The sequence below is a fragment of the Leifsonia aquatica genome, from assembly GCF_014190775.1.
GTDB classification, from domain to species: Bacteria; Actinomycetota; Actinomycetes; order Actinomycetales; family Microbacteriaceae; genus Leifsonia; species Leifsonia aquatica.
This window is the reverse complement of sequence record NZ_JACHVP010000005.1, coordinates 244,822-260,290: the sequence shown is the minus strand read 5'-3', so window position 1 is coordinate 260,290 and position 15,469 is coordinate 244,822. Positions and strand designations below refer to the sequence as shown.

Here is a 15,469-nt window from a genome sequence, read left to right as displayed (position 1 = left end):
TCAGCACGCAATCGGTTCGGGTGGCCCCCCGGATGCGGGTCAATCCCGCTCACGAGGATGATCTGAGACAAGCTCACCAATCCCGAGGAGAACCCGATGCCCGCCGTCACCCGAACCGCCGACCCGACCGGCGCCCCCGCGGCGCCGGCGGCGGGGACGGCGGGCGACCCCGGCGACCTCCCCCTCGTCGTGATCGACGTGGAACGAGCGGTCGCGCGTTACCTCGACCTGCGGGCGGCATTTCCCTGGGTGGATGTCCACTACGACGTGAGCGCCCTCTCGCATCCCGCACTCCTGGACGCGATCGCCGCCGCCCAGGGCGCTTTCGAGGTGGCGCAGCCGGCCTCTCTGCAGACGGTCGTCACCTGCGAATCACGTCCGCGGCTGCTCCACACGGCTCCGATCACCGGTCTCCACGACGTCGAGACGGCGTATCGGGCCGGGGTGCGCCGATTCGTCGTCGACGGCGGCGCCGAGATGTTCGCCTTCGCGGGTGTGCCGGACGATGTGCGACTGCTGCTCCGGCTCCGGTCGCTCGCGGATTCCCGCTGCGCGCACCGCGCCCGACGCGGTCTCGAGCCCGACGAGATCGTCCGCGCAGTGCGCGCGGCGGCCGAGCAGGGGGTGTGCGTCGGCGGCCTCTCCCTCCAGCTTCCGGCGCACTCCTCCCCCGCGGACTACGTCGCCGAGATCGTCCACGCCGCTGCCGTCACGGCCGATGTGCACTCCGCCACAGGCACACGATTCGACGTGCTGGACCTCGGCGACGGCTTCCCGGGCCGCGCGGTGTTCCGCCCGGCCGAGCAGGTCGAGCTCGCGCGAGCGATCCGCGCCATCGTCGCACCGGCGACGTCTCATGTCTCGATCATCGCGTCGGCCTCCCTCGCGGTCACAGCGGGCTGTCTCAGCGCCGTCGCAGGCACCGCCGAGCGCGACATCGATCCGTCGTATGCGAGCGAGTGCATCGACGCCGGCGCCGACGTACTCGTACTCACACACGACCTGCGCTCCGGGGTTCTCGGGCGCTTCTCCTTCTTCCGCGGCGGCGCGGAGTGGGGACATCGTGTCCTCCGCCCGCGCCGGTCGCGCACGACCTGGTCGCCCGCGGGCTGACAACCCCTACCGCGGGGGATCATGGCGGAGGGGCGGTGCGTACCGATACGCACCGCCCCTCCGGAACCTCTAGACCAGCGAATCGCGCCAGGCTGCGTGCAGCTGGGCGAACCGGCCCGTTCCGGCGATCAGATCGTCGGGGGTGCCGTCCTCGACCACACGGCCGTGTTCCATCACGAGCACGCGGTCCGCGATCGCCACCGTCGACAGCCGGTGGGCGATGATCACCGCCGTGCGGTCGGCGAGCAGCGTCTGCAGCGCCTCCTGCACCAGGCGCTCGCTCGGGATGTCGAGCGAGCTGGTGGCCTCGTCCAGGATGAGCACGGCCGGGTCGGCCAGGAACGCCCGGGCGAACGAGATCAGCTGACGCTGACCCGCGGACACCCGGCCGCCGCGCTTGTTCACGTCCGTGTCGTACCCGCCGGGCAGACCCTCGATGAACTCGTGCGCGCCGACCGCGTTCGCCGCCCGCACGATCTCGTCGCGCGTCGCATCCGGTTTTCCGAGGGCGATGTTGTCCGCCACGGATCCGCTGAAGAGGTAGGCCTCCTGCGTCACCATGACGATGGCGCGGCGCAGATCCTTCGGGTGCAGATCGCGCAGGTCGACGCCGTCGATCGAGACCTCGCCGTCGCTCGGGTCGTAGAACCGCGAGATCAGCTTGGCGAGGGTCGACTTGCCTGCACCGGTCGAACCCACGAGGGCGATCGTCTGCCCTGCCGGGATGTCCAGACTGAACTCCGGCAGGATGACGCGGTCCTCCTTGTAGGCGAAGGTGACGTCGTCGAACCGGACGTGCCCTTCGGCCGTCCACAGGTCGACCGGCTTCACCGGGTCGGGGACGCTCGGCTCCTCCTCCAAGACGCCCGAGATCTTCTCGAGCGCGGCGGCGGCCGACTGGTAGGAGTTGTAGAACATCGCCATCTCCTCCATCGGGTCGAAGAAGCGCCGCGTGTAGAGCAGGGCTGCCAGCAGCACGCCGATCGCGAGCTGGCCCTCCGCGACGCGGAACCCGCCGACCAGGAGGACGACGCCGACCGTCAGGTTGCCGATCATCACGAGGCCGGGGTCGAAGATCCCGAACAGCTGGATGACGCGCGCGTTCACGTCGCGGTAGTCCTCGACGAGGCCGCCGAACTCCTTCTCGTTGCGCTTCTCCTTGCGGAACGCCTTGCCCGCGCGGATGCCCGTCATGGTCTCCACGAACTGCACGATGAGCTTCGCCGACGCCACCCGCGAGATGCGGAACAGCACCTGCGACCGCTTCTGGAACCAGCGCGTGAGCAGGTAGAGCGGCACGAGCGAGACCAGCAGGACGACGCCGCTCACCCAGTCCAGCGCGAACAGGGCGATCGCGATGAACAGCATGTACAGGAAGCCCTGCACGAGCTGATTGATGCCGGAGTCGAGCAGCTCGCGGATCGAGTCGAGGTCGCTCGTCTGGCGCGAGATGATGCGGCCCGACGTGTACGACTCGTGGAACTCGAGGGAGAGTCGCTGCGTGTGCAGGAACACCCGCTTGCGCAGGTCGATCAGGATCGCCTGGCTGATCCGCGCGCTCAGGATGGTGTACCAGGCGATCAGGACCGCGCCGATGACACCTGTCACGAGGTACGCGATCCCCGCGGCGGCGACGGGCATCCAGTTCTGCGACTGCAGGGCCGTGATGCCGTTGTCGATGCCGAAGGCGATGATCGCGGGGCCGGCCACCTGCCCGGCCGTGCTGACCACGACGACGATCGCCGTCAGGATCAGCCGGACGCGCAGGGGCTGCATGAGCGAGCCCAGCAGACGCAGCGAGCGTCTGCGGACCTGCCTGCTCTCCTCCTTGGTGAGGTCGTTGCGCTCTTCGCCTTCGACGCCCAGGACGGTTGCGGTGCTCACAGGTTCACCTCCTGCAGGATCTCTTCGTTTTCGTCGTCCTCCAGGCTGGAGATGACGAATCGGTAGTGCTCACTCGTGGCGAGCAGGTCGTGGTGCGTTCCGACGGCCGTGATGCGGCCCTCCTCCAGCAGCGCCACCCGGTCGGCGAGCGTCACCGTTGAGGGGCGATGCGCGACGATGAGGGCGGTGGTGGAGGCGAGGACGCGCCGCAGGGCGGCCTCGACGAGCGCCTCGGTGTCGACGTCGAGCGCCGACAGCGGGTCGTCCAGCACCAGCACGCTCGGCGCCGCAGCGACCGCACGCGCGAGCGCGAGGCGCTGACGCTGACCGCCGGAGAGGCTCAGCCCCTCCTCGCCGACCTTCGTGTCGAGCCCCTCGGGGAGGTCGTACACGAAGCCCGCCTGCGCGATCTCGAGCGCCTCGGTGAGCACGCGATCGGCCTCCGGGGAGGCCGGGTCGAGCTCGTCGCGGCCGAGCAGCACGTTGTCTCGCACGGAGGCCGAGAACAGGGTCGCGTCCTCGAACGCCATGGCGATGGCCTTGCGCAGGTCGTAGCGGGTCAGGTCGCGCACGTCCACGCCGTCGATGCGCACGGCGCCGCCGGTCACGTCGTACAGGCGCGTTGTGAGTGCGGTCAGGGTGGACTTGCCGCAACCGGTGAGGCCGACCAGCGCCATCGTCTCCCCCGGCTCCACCGTCAGGCGGATGCCGTCCAGGAGGTCCGGGAACCGCTCCGGCGAGTCCTGGTACCGGAAGTGCACGTCGTCGAAGACGAGCTCGCCCTTCGGGTCCACGATCCGCTTCGGTTCGGCGGGGTCGGTGATCGTGTTGACCTCGTCCATGACCTCGAAGAAGCGGTCGGCCGCGGTGCGCGTGTCGAACGTCATCGAGAGCAGGAAGCCGATCGATTCGATCGGGAAGCGCAGCACCGTCGCGGTCGCGAAGAACGCGACCAGCTCGCCCACCGACAGCTGCCCCTGCGAGGCGAGCCACACGCCAACGACGAGGCTGATGCCGAACGCCACGTCGGGGATGAGCAGCAGCCAGAGCCAGATGCCTGCGATGGCCTTCGCCTTCTCGATCTCCGTGCCGCGCAGCTGCTCGGCCTGCGACGCGAAGTTCTTGAGGGCGTGCTTGCCCCGGCCGAACGCCTTGAGGACGCGGATGCCGTGCACCGACTCCTCCACCGCGGTGGCGAGGTCGCCGGCCTGGTCCTGGCTGCGGCGGGCGATGATCGAGTACTTCGCCTCGAACACGAACCCGTAGATCCACAGGGGGATGGAGCAGACCAGGAAGATCAGCCCGAGGATCCAGTTCCAGCTGATCAGGATGCCGAACCCGACGACGATCGTGACGACGTTGACGACGAGCAGCACGATGCCGAACGACAGCCACCGGCGGATCAGGCCGAGGTCGCTCACCGCTCGCGAAAGCAGCTGACCACTCGGCCACCGGTCGTGGAACGCGACCGGGAGGTCCTGGAGCTTGGCGTACAGCCCGTTGCGCATGCGCGCCTCGACGTGCGTGCCCGGCGTGAGCACGAACCAGCGGCGCAGGGAGATGAACACGGCCTCCGCCGCGCCCAGTCCGACGACGAGCAGCGCCGCCGGCCAGACCGCCGAGGCGTCGCCGGTCGACAGCGGGCCATCGACCAGCCAGCGCAGCACCTGCGGGATGCTGAGCGCGACGAGGCTCGCCAGCAGCGCGGCGACCATGCCGAGCACGATGCGCGGCGCGGCCGACTTCGCGAACGGCAGGATGCGCAGCAGCGTGCGGACGGTGCCCGCGCGCTTCTTATTCTCTTCTCTTTGAGGTGGGTGCTGATGTGTTTCAGCCATGAGACTTCCGTTTTCTAGTGATTTTCCGACTTCTGCGGCGGGTCACCGAGGACCCGCGGGAACAGTGCTGAGAGGTCGCCGCCGGGGTCGACGAAGGCACGCCGAAGTGTGCTCGACCCTCGAGAACAGTGCTGTCAGTGGAGCGGCGGCGACAGTCAGCCGGAGACGCAGACCTTCCTGGGACCTACCAGGTGCGGGCCGGCTCCGAGGACGCGCGCGCGACAAGTCCGAACACCGTCACGATTCGTGCGTATCCAGTCTTTTTCATTGCGTCCTCCCGGCCTCGATGCGTTCACGTAATGCCGCGACAAGGCAGCCCTACAGCTTATTGCCAGGTTCCGCTCGATCGCAAGAACTTTTTCGGAGCCGATCACTCGGAGTGCGCAGACGGCCTCCGGCGTACCCTGGCCGCCATGCGTCGCGGATCCGTACCCCTCCTGTGCCTCGTGCAGTTCGTCGATGTCCTCGGGGTGACCAGCGCGACCACCGCGATCCCGTCGATCCTGCGGGGCGTGGACGCGGACGCTGCGCTCGCCGGGCCCCTCGCCACCGTCTACGCGATGTTCTTCGGCGGCCTGCTGATCCTGGGCGCCCGGCTCGGGGACCGCTTCGGTCACCGGCGCATCCTGCTGACGGGGATCGCGTTGTTCGGCGTCGTCTCCGTGCTCGGTGCCGCAGCCGGGGCGCTCGGTGGCGTCGCGATCGGAGCCGTGCTGCTGTCGCGCGCCCTGCAGGGAGCCGCCGCCGCGATCTCGGTCCCGTCCGCGCTGCGGCTGCTGCTCGAGGCCGCGCCGGCCGGCGATGCTCGTCGGCGCGCTGTCGCCGCGTGGAGCGCGACCGGCGCCGCAGCGGGGGCGTCCGGCTTCCTCGTCGGCGGCCTGCTGGTGCAGGCGCTCGGCTGGCCGGCCGTCTTCTGGATCAACCTCCCGCTCGCGGCAGCGCTGTTCGCCGGCGTCCTCCTCGTGGTGGCTCGCTCGTCGCACCCCCGCGATGAATCGCCCCTGGACGTCGCCGGCGCCGTCCTGCTGATCGCCGCCGTGATGGCGGTCATCGCCGGCGCCGCGCTGATGGAGTCCCCGTCGACGGTGCTCGCCGGCGTTCTGCTCGTCGTCGTCGGAGCGGGGATCGCCGCCCTGCTGGTGGTGCGGCTGCGGACAGCGCGTTACCCGCTCATTCCCCGCGCGGCCTTCGCGTCACGGCCGCTGCGGCAGGGCACGGCGATCTCGTTCGTGAACACCGCAACGACCAGCTCGTCCGCCGTGCTCGCCACACTCTTCCTGCAGCAGACGTTGAACATCGGTCCCGTCGCCACCGGTCTGACCCTCATGGCGTTCAGCATCGCGGTCATCCTCACGTCGTCGAGCACCGGCACGGTCTTCGGCAGGTGGGGAGCGCACGCCCTCGCGGCGACCGGCCTGGCGACGATCGCGATCGGACAGCTGGTGCTCGCGACGACGACGGGAACCTGGTGGGGCGTGCTGATCGGCGTCACCCTCGCGGGCGCGGGCCTCGGGCTCTCCTCGGTCGCCGGGACCTCGATCGGCACGTCCGTCCCGGAGCAGCTCGAAGGCAGCGCCAGCGGCATCCTCAACACCGGCGCCCAGCTCGGAACGGCGCTGGGGACCTCCGTGATCGTGCTGATCGCAGCATTCGGCGGCGTGACGGCGGGCTGGCTGACGGCTGCCGCAGCGGCCGCCGTCACCGCAGCGTGGTGCGCGCTCCCCCGGACACGCGCACGTGGATGCGGATCCACCGTCGACTGAGGCGGGCGCGAGACGGAACAGCCGAGGGGCACGTCGTGGCGCTCATTCCGGGCGGAATGGCGACCACGACGTGCCCCTCGGCAACGGTCAGGTCGGACGGACAGAGCTCAGCGGATCCGGATGGACAGGCAGGTGACGCAGCCCTCGAGCTTCTCGAACTCGGAGATGTCGACGGCGATCGTCTTGTAGCCGAGGTCCGCGAGCAGCTCAGCGGTCTGGGGTGCGGCGGACGAGATGAGGAGCGTCTCGTCGTCGAGCACGACGACGGCGGTGCCGTGCGCCTCGGGCACCGGCAGGAAGCGCTCGAAGATGCGCGGCTCGTCGACGAGGGGCTCGTAGCCGATGACGGTGCCGTCGGGCAGGGCGGTGACGGCGGTCTTGAGGTGCAGCGCCTTCGTGACCGGGACGCCCACGACCGTGTAGCCGAGCGGCGCCACGATCGCGCGCAGCTGGCGGATGCCCTCGCCGTTGGTGCGGCCACCGCGCCCGACGTAGACGGTCGAGCCGACCTTGAGGACGTCGCCGCCCTCCAGCGTTCCCGGCTCCTCGATACGCTCGAGGCGGAGGCCCTGGGCGCGCAGAGCGGCCTCGGTGCCGGTGACCTCCGGCTTGCGCGAGTCCGCTCCCGGACGGGTGATGACGGCGGTGTCGCCGAAGACGACCGCGGTGTCCTCGACGAAGACCGAGTCGGCCAGGTTGTCGGCCGAGGCGACCTCGACCGTCTGCCATCCCGCCTGCGAGAGGGCGCTGACGTAGCCGTCCCACTGGGTGTCGGCGAGCTCGGCATCCACGGCCGTGCGGTCGATGTGGGTGACGAGGCCGTCCTGGAGATTCTTGGCCGGGATTCGGACGAGCGCGACCTTGCGCTCCGTCTCGAAGCGGCTGCGCACGCCCTCGATGATGCGGAACAGCCAGCGACCGAAGGTCGGGGTCAGCACGGCGATGCTGACGCCGTAGAGCAGATTGATGCCCAGGAGGGTGCCGAGCACGGCGAGGATGAGCTCACCGCTAAACGGCGACCCGCCCGAGGTGGCCGTCACGAGCGTGCCGACGGCGGGCGACAGGAAGCCGACCAGGAGGCCGGCGATGAGCGCCGTCCACCAGCGGTCGAACGCCCCGACCACGCCCGCGACGAAGAGCAGCACGAACGCGAGCACGCTCGTCAGCGAGAAGTAGTTGCTGACGGCGACGATCAGCGCCCCCGAGGGGGCCGACGACCCGGCGAGACTCCCCACGTAGAACGCGGCGATCATCGCCGCGTGCACGACGAAGGCCACCACGAAGGCAACGACAAGGGATGCGATGAGCCGGCGGCCCCACGAAGACGTCATGGGAACCAACCCTAGCGGAGCGTTTCTATGCGTTGGCTGGTTCGCGCAGGCGGCCGAGCGCGAGCTCGTCGGCGGCCTCGAGCGTGGTGATCCCGCGCTCCTCCGCGACGTCGAACACCTCGGCGACGATGTCGCCGATCCGGTCCACGCGCTCGGCCGTGGCCTCGGCGGACGGCTGCTCCTCGTTCATCATGGCGAGGAAGATCACGCCGCCCGCGTTGACGACGAAATCGGGCGCCCACAGGATGCCGCGCTCCGCGAGCCTCCCCGCGCCCGACCGGCTGGCGAGCTGGTTGTTCGCCGGGCCGACGACCGCCTTCACGCGCAGCTCGTCGATGACCGTGTCGGTGAGCACGCCGCCCACACCTGCGGGGACGAACAGATCGCCCTCGACCCGGTGGGCCTCCCCCGGCTCCACCCAGGTCGCGCCGATCGCATCCGCGAGCGCGTGCTTGGCCGGGTTGACGTCGGTGACGGTGAGCACGGCGCCCTCGCTCGCGAGCCGCATCGCCAGCAGCGAGCCGACGTGGCCGAGACCGAGGACCGTGATGCGGCGACCGGCGACCGAGCGGGTGCCGACCGCGCGCTCCAGCGTCGCGAGCAGACCGGCGTAGACGCCCGCCGCGGTCGCATCGCTGGGTTCTCCGACACCGCCGTCGGCCGAGGGGAGGCCGCAGACGTGCGCCGTGCGGGTGGCGACGACGGCCATGTCCTCGGCGCTCGTGCCGACATCCTCCGCGGTCATGTAGCTGCCGCCGAGGCTCTCGATCGCGTCGCCGAGATCGAGCATCGCCTGGTAGCGCAGCGTGGGCGTCAGCTCGACGTCACGCGGCACGTAGACGACGGTCTTGCCCCCGCCGCGGTTGAGGCCCGCGGCGGCGTTCTTCAGCGTCATCCCCTCGGCGAGGCGCAGCGAGTCGGCGACCGCCTCGAGCCAGGAGTCGTACGTCCACACCCGGCAGCCGCCGAGGGCGGGGCCGAGCACGGTCGAGTGGACCGCGATGCTGATCGTGAGACCGCTCCGCCTCCCCTTGACCACGTGCAGTGTTTCGTGCGGCAGGTCGGTTCCGGTGGACTCGACCAGGGTTGCGGGCAGGACGGACATCGGTGTCTCCTCGTGGGATCGCGGTGGAATTAGTGCGGTCTTGTGGACCGCCCTCCATTCTCCCGTGACCCCACGAGGGACGCAATGTCAGTGGAAGAAGTGGCGCTCGCCCGTGAAGTACATCGTGACGTCGGCCGCCTTCGCCGCCGCGATCACGTCCTCGTCGCGGATGGAGCCGCCCGGCTGCACGATCGCGCGCACACCGGCGGCGATCAGGATCTCGGGGCCGTCCGCGAACGGGAAGAACGCGTCGGACGCGGCGACCGAGCCCGACGCCCGCTCCCCCGCCCGGCTGACGGCGAGGTGGCAGGAGTCGACGCGGTTGACCTGACCCATCCCGACGCCAACGGAGGCGCCGTCGTGCGCGAGCAGGATGGCGTTGGACTTCACCGCGCGGCAGGCCTTCCAGGCGAACTCGAGGTCGGCGCGGGTCGCCGCGTCGGCCTCGTCGCCCGAGACGAGCGTCCAGGACGACGAGTCGAACTCGTCGAACCGGTCGGCGTCCTGCACGAGCACGCCGCCGGAGATCTGGCGGAACTCGGTCGTCGCGCGCGCGTAGCCCTCCGGCAGCTGGAGGATGCGGAGGTTCTTCTTGGTCTGCAGCAGCTCGAGCGCCTCGGGCTCGAACCCGGGCGCGATCAGGACCTCGGTGAAGATGCCCTTGACCGTCTCGGCCATCGCGAGGGTCACGGTGCGGTTGGCGGCGATCACGCCGCCGTAGGCCGACACGGGGTCGCACTCGTGCGCCTTGCGGTGCGCGTCGGCGATGTCGTCGGCGACCGCGATGCCGCAGGGGTTGGCGTGCTTGATGATCGCGACGGCGGGCTCGGCGAAGTCGTACGCGCTGCGCAGGGCCGCGTCGGCGTCCACGTAGTTGTTGTAGGACATCTCCTTGCCGCCGAGCTGGGTCGCCTGCGCGATGCCGCGGCCGGTGGGGTCGGTGTAGATCGCGGCGGCCTGGTGCGAGTTCTCGCCGTAGCGCAGGGTGTGCGCGAGCTCGGCGCGCACCTCCAGGCGCTCCGGGAAGTCGTCCGTGCTCGGCGCCTCACCGGCGAACCACGCGGCCACGGCGCCGTCGTACGAGGCCGTGTGCGCGAAGGCGCGGGCCGCGAGCTCCCGGCGCTGGTCGAAGGTGGTGCCGCCCGCGGCGACCGCGTCGGCGATGGCCGCGTAGTCGGAGGGCGAGACGACGATCGCGACGTTGGCGTGGTTCTTCGCGGAGGCGCGGACCATCGCCGGGCCGCCGATGTCGATCTGCTCGACGACGTCGTTGCCGACGGCTCCCGACGCCACGGTCTCCACGAACGGGTAGAGGTTGACGACGACCAGCTCGAAGGGCTCGATGCCGAGGTCCTTCAGCTGCTCCTCGTGCGAGGCGAGGCGGAGGTCGGCGAGCAGACCCGAGTGGATGGCGGGGTGCAGCGTCTTCACCCGGCCATCGAGCGACTCGGGGAATCCGGTGACCGCGGCGACGTCGGTGACGGCGTGGCCGGCGTCACGGATGGTCTGGGCGGTGGAGCCCGTCGAGACGATCTCCACGCCCGCCTCGGCGAGCGTCTGCGCGAGGTCGAGGAGGCCGGTCTTGTCGCTGACCGAGATCAGCGCGCGGCGGATCGGGACGACATCCCGTTCGCGGTAGAGGCTGGAGTCGTGACGGGGTCCGCTCATGCTCGGGAAAGCTCCTTGAGGTCGATGTGTCCGTTGGCGATGTCGAGGACGGCGTCGATGAGAAGCCGTCGCTCCACGGGTTTGATGCGCTCGTGCAGGGCGGCCTCGGTGTCGCCCGGCAGGATCGGCACGCGCTCCTGGCTGATGATGGGGCCGGCGTCCACGCCGTCGTCGACCACGATGAGGCTCGCGCCGGTCTGCGTGGCGCCCGCGGCGAGCGCGTCGCGCACCCCGTGCGCCCCCGGGAACTCGGGGAGGTACGCGGGGTGGGTGTTGATGAGGTTGGGCGAGAAGGCCTCGACGACGCGCGGCGGCACGAGGCGCATGAAGCCGGAGAGGATCACCAGGTCGGGCTCCCACTGGCGGATCTGGGCGAGCAGCTCGTCGCCCCACTGCTCGCGGTCGTCGAACGACGAGAACGGCACGGTGAAGGACGGGATGCCGAACTCCTCCGCGTGAGCGAGGCCGTCGGCGTCGCGGTCGGCCCCGACGGCGACGACCCGGGCGGGGAACTCCGCGTCCTGGGACGCCTCGAGCAGTGCGCGGAGGTTCGAGCCTCCACCGGAGATCAGCACGACAATCGAGAGCACGCGACCAGCCTACCGGCGCTCGGATGAGCAGGCGGACCAGCCCGGGCGCTCAGACCAGCCGGAGCTTCCAGCGGGCGGGCGCGATCGTGTAGATCTGGCGGAACAGGGCCGTCCCGACCAGGACCCCCAGCGCGATCGAGACGATCGAGCCGAGGAGGTTCGGCACGCTGCTGGCATCGAAATCGACCCCCGTGGCGCTCTGGGTGAGACGGATGAGTCCGGTGGCCCCGGGAACGAGCAGCCAGAACGCGGGCAGGAAGCAGACGACGGCCGGCGGCGCCCCGGGCACGGACTGCACCAGGTAGGCGACGACGGTCAGCGCGAACGCGCCGAAGAAGCCGCTGAACACGTTGCCCATGAGCAGGGCGCCCACCACCTGCCCGCCGTAGGCGACGAGCAGCACGAACGTGAGGAAGTACAGCGATCGGCGCGGGCCGCAGTAGTAGAAGAAGATGCCCACCGAGAAGAGCAGGACGCCGACCCACGGCTGGAAGGCACCGAGCGGGGGCTGCGTGCTCAGCAGCGCGGCCGAGGCCGGTACACCGGTGATCGTCAGCGCCGCGAGGATGCCGATGGCCAGGAAGCCGAGCTGCGCGATCCCCGAGACGAGCCGGCTCGCCCCGGCGACCATGTCGCCGGCGGCGAGCTCCTGGATGCCCGTCGTCAGCAGGGCTCCCGGGAGCAGCGTCACCAGGGGCGGGATGAGCACCTGCAGCGGCTCCCCGATGACGACGGTCTTGCCCAGCGCGAAGACGAGGAGGGCCAGGAGGAAGGCGGTGGCCACGGGCAGGAGGATGGCCGCGTACGTGCCAGGCCGCACCAGCAGCTTGGCCGCGCCGACGAGCATCCCGAGCACCAGCGCGTACAGCATGCTGGTGGTCTCGGCCCCGAGCAGCACCAGCGCGACACCCGCCGCCGCGACGCCATGGCCGAGGACGCGCACGACGCGGTTGAAGCGCGGCTTCGTCGCGATGACGGCGCGCACGGCCGTCGATCCGTCGGCGGCCGAGATCTTTCCGGCGAGTGCGAGGTCGACGATGCTGTAGATCTGCGCGGCCCGATCGAACCGCACCTCCCCACCGGTGGGCATCGCGACTTCGAACCGCGTCTGCGACTCCCCCGGCATCCCGACGAAGATCAGGGTCGGGAAGACGATCAGACTGGCCTTGCGCGAGCCGAGGGCGATCGCGACGCGGGTGAGGGTCTGCTGGATGTCCGTCGCTGCGGTGCCGATGGCGAGCAACGCGCTGCCGAGCAGCACCAGGAACTCCTGCAACTGGGCGGACGGCGTCTCGACGATCTGCTCCGCCTCGATCGACCGCCGGCGGAGTGTGACCTTCGGGAGGTGGAACCGCGGCAGCCAGGAGCTCATCTGCGCGCCCGCCCTCCCGCCAGCAGCCCGATGACCGCCGCGACGGCGACCTCCACCGTCGCGATCGCACCGACCAGCCACGGGTTCGGCCCCACGTCGTGCAACCGGCCGGGGCCGAGCGCACCGGAGGACCACCAGGCCAGCAGTCCGAGCTCGATGCCCGCAACGATACCGATCCCGACCGCGGTCAGGAAGAGCGGGAGCGTCCCGTCGGGCAGTCGCAGCCAGGGGCGGGAGCGCAGCAGGACGGCGGCGAGGAACCCGGCGAGAAGCGGCACCACGACGCCGACGAGTCCGAAGGCGAAGCTGCCCGGAGGGATGACGCCGAAGAGCGGGAGGGCCGGCAGCGGGCCCAGCTCCGTGCCGAGGGGGCTCACCGACGAGCCCGTCCCGATCGCGAACCCGGGGCCGACGAGCCAGGACGCCATCCAGATCACCAGGTTGGGGAGGAACGCCAGCTGACCGAGTGTGAGGGCGAGCCCGCCGAGCGCCCCCGCCTGGAGCTGCTCGTACATGGTGATGATCGTGCCGTAGTTGCCGAAGATCAGGAGCGCGACGATCAGCGCCGCTCCGCCGATGACGATCGCCGTGGCCGCCGAACCGGCGCGCAGGGCGGCGAAGGCCCCCGACCGGATGCTCTCGGGGATGGTCGCCAGCCGGTCCCGCACGGCGACGAGCGCCCGAGGAGGGGCGACGGCCTCCGCCTCGCCGGCCACTGCGACCCGGGAGGAGCGCAGCGCTGCGAAACCGAAGCCCGCCGCGATCCCGACCGCGTAGACGAAGGGCGGAAGCACGATCCCCTGCCACACCGACGGGCGCGCCACGTCGCTTCCCGCCGTCAACGTCACCAGCGTTGCGATCGCGGCGAAGGCGGCCAGCGCGCTGAGCGCTCCGACGAGACGGAAAGGCGTCTCCGTGGCCCGCGACCCGGTGCGCACGCCGAGACCCGCGGTCAGCACGGCGAATCCGAGCAGCGCGATGGTCACCTGGAAGGGTGTGCCGGCGCCGGGCAGCCCGAGCGTCGCCACGGTCTGCGCATCGAGCGTCACCGTCAGGTTGGTGCCGTGACCGACGAGCCAGATGTCCGCGGCCGCCCGCCAGACCACGATCCAGTCGGCGCCGAGCTGGTACTGGACGGCCCAGAGGATCGTCAGCGGGACGAGGGCGATCGCGAGACCGATCGCGGCCACGATGACCGCCTCCAGCGCGGCGAGCAGGGAGACGGTTGTGCGAGTCATGACCGGATGGAGCCTACCGGCCGCAGGCCGCGCCCTGCCCGCGACACTTCGGCCGTCAGGAGACGGTCATGACCGGGGTGTCATCGCCCGCGTTCTCCGGCACCGTGATGACCGGGCGCTGCACGAGTTCGAGGATCGCGATCACGAGGGCGGCCAGCACGAGCGTCCAGATGATCAGCGGAGTGGTGAGCGGGCGCACGAACAGCACCAGGGCCGCAGCGATGAGGGCGACGACCGCACGCAGGAGCGCGCGCTGGGCGTAGATCCACTCACCGGTCCTCCCCGTGCTGATGCCGTGCCGCTCGGCCGCATCCCGCACCCAGGTCACGCCCGAGCCGAAGAATCCCCGCAACTTGCGCGGCACGGCGAACGGGCCGGAGTACCAGCCCACCACCGCGACCACGATGGCGAGGACGAGCACGGCGACCCCGGTGTCCTGCATCGCCGTCGTCACCGTGCGGAACACCGTGTCGGCCACCTTCGACGGAAGCAGGGAGGGCGACACCGAGCCGATGAAGACCAGGCGGCCGATGCCGATCCCGGCCACGACCACCACCATCGACAGTGCGAGGCCGACAGCGGCCCAGACGAGTGCGAGAGCCCGGCGACGCGCCACGACCACGCCGAGGACGAGGAAGGCCAGGGCGATCCACTGCAGCCAAGCACCGGCCGCGACCGCGACGCCGTAGAACAGCTGGATGGTCGGGATCGACGAGTTCTGCGCGACGGTGATCGTGCGGTCGATCGTCGGGATCTGCGACGCGAACGTGAGGCCCTGATCCACCAGCAGCTGCTTCACCCGGTCGATGATCGGGGCGAGCTGGATGCCCACCGAGCCATCGGCGCCGACCGCGACCGCCGCCTTCGGGTCGTTCTGCATCGTGGCGACCAGCTGCGTGTGCGTGGTGCGCAGGGCCTCCTGCCAGACCTGGGCGAACGCGTCGGAGGACACGAAGTTGCCCACCGTCGTCTGGATGAGCGAGACGATGCCCTGCGCGAGCGGACCCTTCAGCGCGTCGAGCGCCTTGGTCGCGACAGGGCCGGTGCCGAGATCGGTGATGCCGTCGACGACCTGGGAGGTGATCTGCGGGATGTCGACGTTCTCCTGGATGACCTTCACGGCCTCGTCGGTCACGTACGCCTGCACCGCGGGGTCATCGGCCAGCGGGGCGAACGTGTCCACGAAGCTCTGCGTGTCGGTCAGCTGGACCTTGGCCCAGGAGGCGACGACCGCCACCGGCGCGAGCAGCGACCCGATCACGATCAGCACCGTGGCGAGCAGGGTCCAGGCCCAGCTCCGGGTGTGTGTGCGCGGAACCGCGTCGACGGCATCCGGGAGGGGGACGGTCGGGTTCTCGCCGAGGTTGTCGCGGAGGGAGGCGTTCTCGGCCTCGAGGGCTGCGATGCGCTGCAGCAGCTCGGCGTTGGTCGTACGCGGCATGACGGCCCCTTCGTCCGGAGGGATGCGAGCTCCGATCGCCCTCACTGTAGCGCCGGGCCCACGCCGAGCGTCAGGGGCGTTTCGCGGCGCGTTCGCCCCTCCCGTGACGCGGGAAAGGCCGGAACC

Annotated in this window: 11 protein-coding genes; 2 read left to right on the top strand and 9 right to left on the bottom strand. The window is 70.6% G+C overall.

Annotated elements, in window-relative coordinates; translation table 11 throughout:
* The first annotated feature begins 96 nt into the window (after positions 1-96).
* Positions 97-1,113, top strand: coding sequence for a type III PLP-dependent enzyme domain-containing protein (locus tag FHX33_RS19470; RefSeq protein WP_021765667.1), 1,017 nt, complete (start codon positions 97-99; stop codon positions 1,111-1,113).
* A gap of 69 nt (positions 1,114-1,182) precedes the next feature.
* Here the strand turns inward: FHX33_RS19470 and FHX33_RS19465 are convergent, their stop codons facing one another.
* Both FHX33_RS19465 and FHX33_RS19460 read right to left on the bottom strand, forming a co-directional pair.
* A complete protein-coding gene (locus tag FHX33_RS19465; RefSeq protein ID WP_021765668.1) occupies positions 1,183-2,997 on the bottom strand; it encodes an ABC transporter ATP-binding protein in 1,815 nt (604 codons plus the stop codon).
* Positions 2,994-4,835, bottom strand: a complete 1,842-nt coding sequence (locus FHX33_RS19460) for an ABC transporter ATP-binding protein (protein ID WP_039924379.1) — start codon at positions 4,833-4,835, stop codon at positions 2,994-2,996. The genes FHX33_RS19465 and FHX33_RS19460 overlap by 4 nt, the downstream gene beginning before the upstream one ends.
* Before the next feature lie 413 nt (positions 4,836-5,248).
* Between FHX33_RS19460 and FHX33_RS19455 the strand changes: the two genes are divergently transcribed.
* Positions 5,249-6,598, top strand: coding sequence for an MFS transporter (locus FHX33_RS19455; RefSeq protein WP_183428877.1), 1,350 nt, complete (start codon positions 5,249-5,251; stop codon positions 6,596-6,598).
* 107 nt (positions 6,599-6,705) lie between these two features.
* On the opposite strand, the gene ddaH is transcribed toward FHX33_RS19455, so the two are convergent.
* From ddaH to FHX33_RS19420, 7 genes are all read right to left on the bottom strand, one after another.
* Positions 6,706-7,929, bottom strand: coding sequence for a dimethylargininase (gene ddaH, locus FHX33_RS19450; RefSeq protein WP_021759033.1), 1,224 nt, complete (start codon positions 7,927-7,929; stop codon positions 6,706-6,708).
* Between the two features lie 25 nt (positions 7,930-7,954).
* Positions 7,955-9,034 carry a Glu/Leu/Phe/Val dehydrogenase family protein gene (locus tag FHX33_RS19445; RefSeq protein ID WP_021759035.1) on the bottom strand — a complete coding sequence of 360 codons (1,080 nt, stop codon included), beginning with the start codon at positions 9,032-9,034 and terminating at the stop codon, positions 7,955-7,957.
* Positions 9,035-9,121: 87 nt separating this feature from the next.
* On the bottom strand, positions 9,122-10,702 hold the full coding sequence (purH, locus tag FHX33_RS19440; protein ID WP_021759037.1) for a bifunctional phosphoribosylaminoimidazolecarboxamide formyltransferase/IMP cyclohydrolase: 1,581 nt from the start codon (positions 10,700-10,702) through the stop codon (positions 9,122-9,124).
* Complete coding sequence (gene purN, locus FHX33_RS19435; RefSeq protein ID WP_021759039.1) at positions 10,699-11,292, bottom strand: phosphoribosylglycinamide formyltransferase; 594 nt, start codon at positions 11,290-11,292, stop codon at positions 10,699-10,701. The genes purH and purN overlap by 4 nt, the downstream gene beginning before the upstream one ends.
* A gap of 49 nt (positions 11,293-11,341) precedes the next feature.
* On the bottom strand, positions 11,342-12,664 hold the full coding sequence (locus tag FHX33_RS19430; protein ID WP_021759041.1) for a threonine/serine exporter family protein: 1,323 nt from the start codon (positions 12,662-12,664) through the stop codon (positions 11,342-11,344).
* Positions 12,661-13,902 carry a cell division protein PerM gene (locus FHX33_RS19425; RefSeq protein ID WP_021759043.1) on the bottom strand — a complete coding sequence of 414 codons (1,242 nt, stop codon included), beginning with the start codon at positions 13,900-13,902 and terminating at the stop codon, positions 12,661-12,663. The genes FHX33_RS19430 and FHX33_RS19425 overlap by 4 nt, the downstream gene beginning before the upstream one ends.
* 55 nt (positions 13,903-13,957) lie before the next feature.
* The gene (locus FHX33_RS19420) at positions 13,958-15,343 is read right to left on the bottom strand and encodes a hypothetical protein (protein ID WP_021759045.1); all 1,386 of its coding nucleotides are present in this window, start codon (positions 15,341-15,343) and stop codon (positions 13,958-13,960) included.
* Positions 15,344-15,469: the final 126 nt, after the last annotated feature.